Origin of the sequence: Hydrocoleum sp. CS-953, assembly GCF_002260545.1 — a bacterium.
Classification (GTDB): domain Bacteria; phylum Cyanobacteriota; class Cyanobacteriia; order Cyanobacteriales; family Microcoleaceae; genus Trichodesmium.
Genome location: NZ_LGSU01001055.1, coordinates 1 through 6,393 on the forward strand (window position 1 = coordinate 1; position 6,393 = coordinate 6,393).

Below are 6,393 nucleotides of genomic sequence, written 5' to 3' on the forward strand. Positions count from 1 at the left end.
ATGTCTGGTAAAAATTCTGGAAATAATTGATTGAGTGGCATTAACATCAAATTTCCTGTTATTTTGGCATCTATAGCTGCTTTTGCTAGAAAATTAAGCCGAAAACTCTTAAGTAAATTTCAAGGTGCTTTACTAGGAGCAGCTTTAGGAAATTATGTAGGTTCTCACTTTGAGCATCAAGTAGAAAAAAATTGCCAAAGTTATAAATTATTTATGAATCAGCATAAATTTGACCGATCAAAGTTAGAGGAAAACTACTTAAAAAAATGGGGAGAAATTACAATGAATTGTGCAAAAAGCTTAATTAGAAAACAAGAGTTTAATGAAGAGGATTTGCAGAAAGTTCATAAAGAATGGCAAAATAAGTGGAAGAATAAAAAAGATTATACTGGCAAGGCAAACAAAATAAAAGACTCTCCAGTAGAATTATTTTCGGATAGATTTTAATAGCATTATCTATGCGATTTTGTTCTNACAATGAATTGTGCAAAAAGCTTAATTAGAAAACAAGAGTTTAATGAAGAGGATTTGCAGAAAGTTCATAAAGAATGGCAAAATAAGTGGAAGAATAAAAAAGATTATACTGGCAAGGCAAACAAAATAAAAGACTCTCCAGTAGAATTAGAAAAATTAGTAGGGATAGTTAAAAATAAACATCCTGATTTTAACTATATAAATAATGATGATGTTTTAAATCCGACAGCCAGTAATGCCATTATTACTAGCTTGCCAGTTTCTTTGATATACCATGAAGATGAATTTAAACTTCAACAAAAATTGCAGCAATGGGGAAAAGTTTGGGAAAATGATTTAGAAGTAAACCTTGGCAACTTAGTAGTTGGATATATAATATCCCAAATTTTGATAGAGAAATTAGACCCCTTGACTATAATAGGAAAAATTATCGACTATATTGGAGAAAAAGAACCATTAGTAGGACAACTTAGACAAGTAGAAAAATTGATTAACCAGGGAGCAAATTTAGATGCAGCAATAAATCATTTGTCAAAAAATCTTAAATCTCTTGAGAAACAGCAACTATTTTGTGAGGGTCAACAAAAATCCCTATCTTCTGCTTTTTTCATACCTATTTCTTTGGCCTTATACTGCTTTCTAAGTACCCCAGAAAATTTCGGTTTAGCAGTATTACGTTCTGCAAGAAGCGGATGGGCAACTCAGACTTGTACTATAGTAGGTACTTTATCAGGAGCTTATAACAGTAGTGCTGGAGTTCCTGTGGAATGGCGACAAAAAATGGGTGTTGAACTTTTGGGAATGAAGGATGAAATGGAGATTATGAACTTGGCAAAAAGTCTTTGGGCAGTTTGGTCTGGAGTTTATGACCCAAACAATGTCACACAAAGTATAGTGCCAGCAGTTGCTGCCAGAAATGTGATTCGTCCTCGCCCTCACCCAGCTAGTGGCTATTGAAAACTCTATGATGTTTAGACATCAAGAAATATGTATCTGACACGTTTAATTGGGAAATTATTGAAACCCCAGAAAAAACAACAAACATCCAGTTGGTCAACTCTGGCAACCTCGCCAATGTTGGTGTTACTAGCCATAGCATCTCTAACAGCTACTATGGGTCAACGTTATTATCACCAACCAGAATTAAAAGAGGGAACTGTTGCCCCTAAAACCATCGAGGCTCCAGATGATGCTACAGTTTCTGATGATAAACTGACTTTGGAGAAGCGTAAGTCAGCTAGACTTGGGGATATCACTGTGTTGATGATTAATCAATCAGTGAATCAAAGGGTGGACAAAGAGTTAAGAGAAATATTGGTACTGGGGGATCAAGCTAGAGAAATAGTTGCTAATTTTCCTTTTATAANCTGTTGCCCCTAAAACCATCGAGGCTCCAGATGATGCTACAGTTTCTGATGATAAACTGACTTTGGAGAAGCGTAAGTCAGCTAGACTTGGGGATATCACTGTGTTGATGATTAATCAATCAGTGAATCAAAGGGTGGACAAAGAGTTAAGAGAAATATTGGTACTGGGGGATCAAGCTAGAGAAATAGTTGCTAATTTTCCTTTTATAAACACAGGCATATTATCAACAACTACTCAGGAACATCTACGTCAAGTTTCTGAAGAAAAGTGGCAGGCTATTCAAACAATAATCGAGGAGCAGTTGCAAGAAAGACCTCCTGGACCTGAGTCGGAAACAACTAATTATCCTAAATTAACTCAAGATCAAGATTTAGAAAAAGTTACAGGTAAAAACAATAATGTAACAATTTCAAGTTCAATAGGGGAAGGTTTGTCTGGTAAAACATCAATACCAAAAGACAATCAAAAAAATAGTTCCATAGTCATTAGTAGTAGAGATCAAAAAACAATTTCAGAACTACTAGCTTATCGCAAGAGAAGTTTATATCAAAATTACTCTAGAGTTTTAGACGATGTATCGCAAGCTCGCAGTTTGTACGAAAACGCAACGAAAATTGTGACTCAAGAGAAAAAAAATGAAGGTTATGAAGTATACGATCGTACTTTACTAGAGTTGTCTGATACTGGTTGGCAAAAAACTAAGATAGGTATTGAAAGGGTAAAAGAGCGGATGTTGGCTCAAGGAATATCACCAAATTTACCTAAACAGGAATGGGTTAAGGCACTAAGAGTGCAAGTCGTAGGCGTAGTCCCAATAGAAACTGAAGATTTAGCCATCAAAATTTTGCAGAATGTTTTGCAGGCTAATTTAGCAAAAGATCCAGAAGGAACGAAGAAATTAGTTGAACAGGCAGCACAAAATGTTCCAGGAGTGGAGTACAAAGTCAGAAAGGATGAAATTATTGTTAAAGCAGGAGAAACAATTGACCGTAAGGCTTTTATACTACTCGATGAATTTAAGCTGAGTGGCCGTAGAGTGAATTGGCGCAGCTTGGTGGTATTTGTGTGTATTGTGAGTGGGGCTGTAGGTATAGTAATTATAGTAGAAAGACAATTTAAACCCTGTTTTAGGCGCAGAGATAATATACTTTTATTGTTGTTGAGTTTGAGTGCGCCATTACTGGTCAGCTTGAAAGTACCTTGGAGTAGTAGTTTGCCAGCAATTGGTTTGTTGGTGGGAAACTTCTATGGTTCCACTATGGGAGTAACAGTAGTAGGTTTGATATCTGTGATACTGCCTATTGGTATGGATGTTGATAAAATAGATTGGTTTGCTAGTGCTGCTGGTGGTATTGTTGGTAGTTTGGTAGCAGAAAAAATGCGATCGCGTGAGGAACAGGCGCTTTTAGGTGTAGGGGTGGGGTTGACTCAAGGTACGGTGTATTTGTTGACAAATTTGATTGTTCGTGCTACTCCTGGATTATTATGGTATGCGATGATAGGTCCAGTAGGTTTGCAAGCACTCACAGGTTTGGTTTGGAGTATTGTTGCTTTGGGTTTGAGTCCATATTTGGAGCATTTATTTGATTTGATTACTCCGATCCGTTTGTCTGAATTGGCTAATCCTAATCGCCCTCTGTTGAAGCGTTTGGCATCGGAAGCACCTGGTACTTTTCAGCATACTCTGTTTGTGGCAAGTTTGGCGGAAGCGGCAGCACGAGAAATTGGTTGCAATGTGGAATTGGTGAGAACGGGTACTTTGTATCACGATATTGGTAAAATGCACGATCCATTGGGTTTTATTGAGAATCAAATGGGTGGACCGAATAAACATGATGAAATNCTGTTGAAGCGTTTGGCATCGGAAGCACCTGGTACTTTTCAGCATACTCTGTTTGTGGCAAGTTTGGCGGAAGCGGCAGCACGAGAAATTGGTTGCAATGTGGAATTGGTGAGAACGGGTACTTTGTATCACGATATTGGTAAAATGCACGATCCATTGGGTTTTATTGAGAATCAAATGGGTGGACCGAATAAACATGATGAAATTAACGATCCATGGGTGAGTGTAGAAATTATCAGAAAGCACGTTACTGAAGGATTAGTTATGGCTCGTAGACATAGATTGCCAAAGGCTATTAGGGCGTTTATTCCGGAACATCAGGGTACAATGTTAATTGCTTTTTTCTATTATCAAGCCAAGCAAAGAGCGGAGAAGGAAGCAAAGACGATTAAGGAAGAACTTTTTCGCTATGCAGGACCAACTCCCCAGTCACGGGAAACCGCTATTGTGATGTTGGCTGATTCTTGTGAGGCAGCGTTGCGATCGCTTAAGGATGCGACTCATAAGGATGCACTACAAATGGTGAAGAAAATTTTGCGGGCACGTTGGCAGGATAATCAATTGGTTGATTCTGGTTTGACGAGGGGAGAGATATCAAGTATTGCAGAAATTTTTGTACAGGTATGGGAACAGTATAATCACAAACGTATTGCTTATCCTAAAGCAGCAATGAATCCAAATCAGGTAAAAACTACCAAATCAGTTGTTAATTCTAACTAGATTTTTTTGAGAGGATAGTTGTTAAGTGGCGATCGCTTTCATCACATATTAGGACTTATATCAAATCCGTAGTATCGGTGTAAAAAAGCAGAAAAACTGGGTTTGTCTCAAATTCCCTTGTAGGGACGCTGCATAACAAAAATGCGTTTTCCTTTCCAGAATGCTCCGCTTTCCATGTCGCGTAGCGTTTTGCTGGCGCACAACTTTCCGTTCCGGAATGCTCCGCAAACGTACTTCGGCTGTCGCCGACATATAAAGCGGAAGCTCTGCGTCAGCAAAACGTCCCTACCATTGAACTCCAACAAACCCGGTTTCTTGTTACTCCGATTTTTCGGGAACCGTAGCAAGCGGATTTGATATTACGCACCAGACCATGTATATGTATATAGCGTTCAAAACTATAGNAAGCGGAAGCTCTGCGTCAGCAAAACGTCCCTACCATTGAACTCCAACAAACCCGGTTTCTTGTTACTCCGATTTTTCGGGAACCGTAGCAAGCGGATTTGATATTACGCACCAGACCATGTATATGTATATAGCGTTCAAAACTATAGCGCTATAGTTTCTGAACATATATATAGGGCTTGCTGATTAAATCTTAAAGCATTTACAGGCAAAGGTTTGAGCCGTTTTAGGTCTGAAAAAAGTGCAAGGTTTTTGCTCCTTAGATCTGCAAAAAGTTAGGATTTTGGGTTGACGCGAGGTAGAAAAATCAAGGGATAATTCTGACTCCTGCCTCGTCTACATTCCTTACTCCTCCTGTCTCCTGTCTCCTGTCTCCTGACTCCTACCCTCACCCATAAGACTTTTTCAGCAAACCCTATATAGTATCTTAGCGTAAGTCCTGATATTTTGAAAACATTCTCTAAATTAATCTCCTTGAGGATATTCTTCCCACAAATTAGTTGTTTGGCGCAGACTAGAATGTTCTCCATTACCCATAATAATATGGTCGAGTAAGGGTATCGCTAAAAATTGCGCTCCTGCTAACAGTTGTTTGGTTAAATTGATATCTTCAGGACTTGGTTCCACATTTCCAGAAGGATGATTATGAGAAATAATTACTCTGGTTGCACCTTGGCGAATCACTTCTCGAAAAATTTCACGGGGATGAGCTAATGTTTCTGTAGCTGTACCGATAGTAATTACCTGAGTTCCGAGTAAGCGGTTATTTACATCCAAAAGTAACACAGCAAATTTTTCTTGGGTTTGCCACATTAAATCTTGACTCAAAGCATCAGCAGCAGCTTGGGGACTCTCAACAACTGCTAATTCTGGAGGACGGGATTGAAATACTCTTTTTCCTAATTCAATGGCAGCAAGAATAGTTGTTGCTTTAGCTGTACCAATACCATGAATTTGAGTTAATTCTTGAACTGTAATATTGCGGAGAACTGAGAGGGGGTCACGCTGATGTTGACTTAATTGATTTAATATGTATTGTCCGAGACCAACAGCAGAAAGTTTCCCTTTTCCCTGACCTGTACCTAGTAGAATAGCAATTAATTCTGCAGTAGAAAGACTTTTAGGACCAGAGGCAATTAACCTTTCCCGTGGTCGTTCATTACTAGGTAAGTCTGCAATTCTGAGACTGTACGTCATTTCAGTTATCAGTTATTAGTTATCAGTAACTTTGGCTAAAGTCAGAGGCTTGAAATACTGAAGTTAATTTTTTTCACCCTTTAAAAAGGGAGGCTATAGACCTTATTTTTTGGTCATTGATAGACTGCTGAAAAAATAAGGTAAATTATTTCTCAATATAGCATAATTTAGTAAGATAAATTTGACAGTTCCCAAAATTCATAAAACTCCGTATTATTTCTGATATGTATAATTTTTTTTTCAAGATTATGACTTATATTATGTCTGGATAATAAGTGATAAAAAAGTTTTTGTTTGCAGTAGGACTTGAGCAATATCTATAACTTAGGACTAAAGCCTTACTGCGAACTTCAATTATAACTATTCAAGCCGACATAATATTATAT

The 6,393-nt window shown here is 37.9% G+C and carries 2 protein-coding genes and 4 pseudogenes; 5 read left to right on the forward strand and 1 reads right to left on the reverse strand.

Going from position 1 to position 6,393, the window contains the following annotated elements:
• The first annotated feature begins 30 nt into the window (after positions 1–30).
• From AFK68_RS15550 to AFK68_RS45335, 5 genes and pseudogenes are all read left to right on the forward strand, one after another.
• Positions 31–447 (forward strand): ADP-ribosylglycohydrolase family protein, encoded by a 417-nt coding sequence (locus AFK68_RS15550; protein ID WP_094673578.1) that lies wholly within the window; start codon positions 31–33, stop codon positions 445–447.
• A 27-nt stretch (positions 448–474) separates the two neighbouring features.
• Positions 475–1,431, forward strand: a pseudogene (locus AFK68_RS45330) (ADP-ribosylglycohydrolase family protein); the annotation flags it as partial.
• A gap of 156 nt (positions 1,432–1,587) precedes the next feature.
• Positions 1,588–1,840 (forward strand): annotated as a pseudogene (locus AFK68_RS15560) (hypothetical protein); the annotation flags it as partial.
• Position 1,841: 1 nt separating this feature from the next.
• A pseudogene (locus AFK68_RS15565) lies at positions 1,842–3,684 on the forward strand (HDIG domain-containing metalloprotein); the annotation flags it as partial.
• Position 3,685: 1 nt separating this feature from the next.
• Positions 3,686–4,405 (forward strand): annotated as a pseudogene (locus AFK68_RS45335) (HDIG domain-containing metalloprotein); the annotation flags it as partial.
• A gap of 870 nt (positions 4,406–5,275) precedes the next feature.
• Here AFK68_RS45335 and radC read toward each other — a convergent pair.
• Positions 5,276–6,007 (reverse strand): DNA repair protein RadC, encoded by a 732-nt coding sequence (gene radC / locus AFK68_RS15570; protein ID WP_094673581.1) that lies wholly within the window; start codon positions 6,005–6,007, stop codon positions 5,276–5,278.
• Between the last annotated feature and the right edge of the window lie 386 nt (positions 6,008–6,393).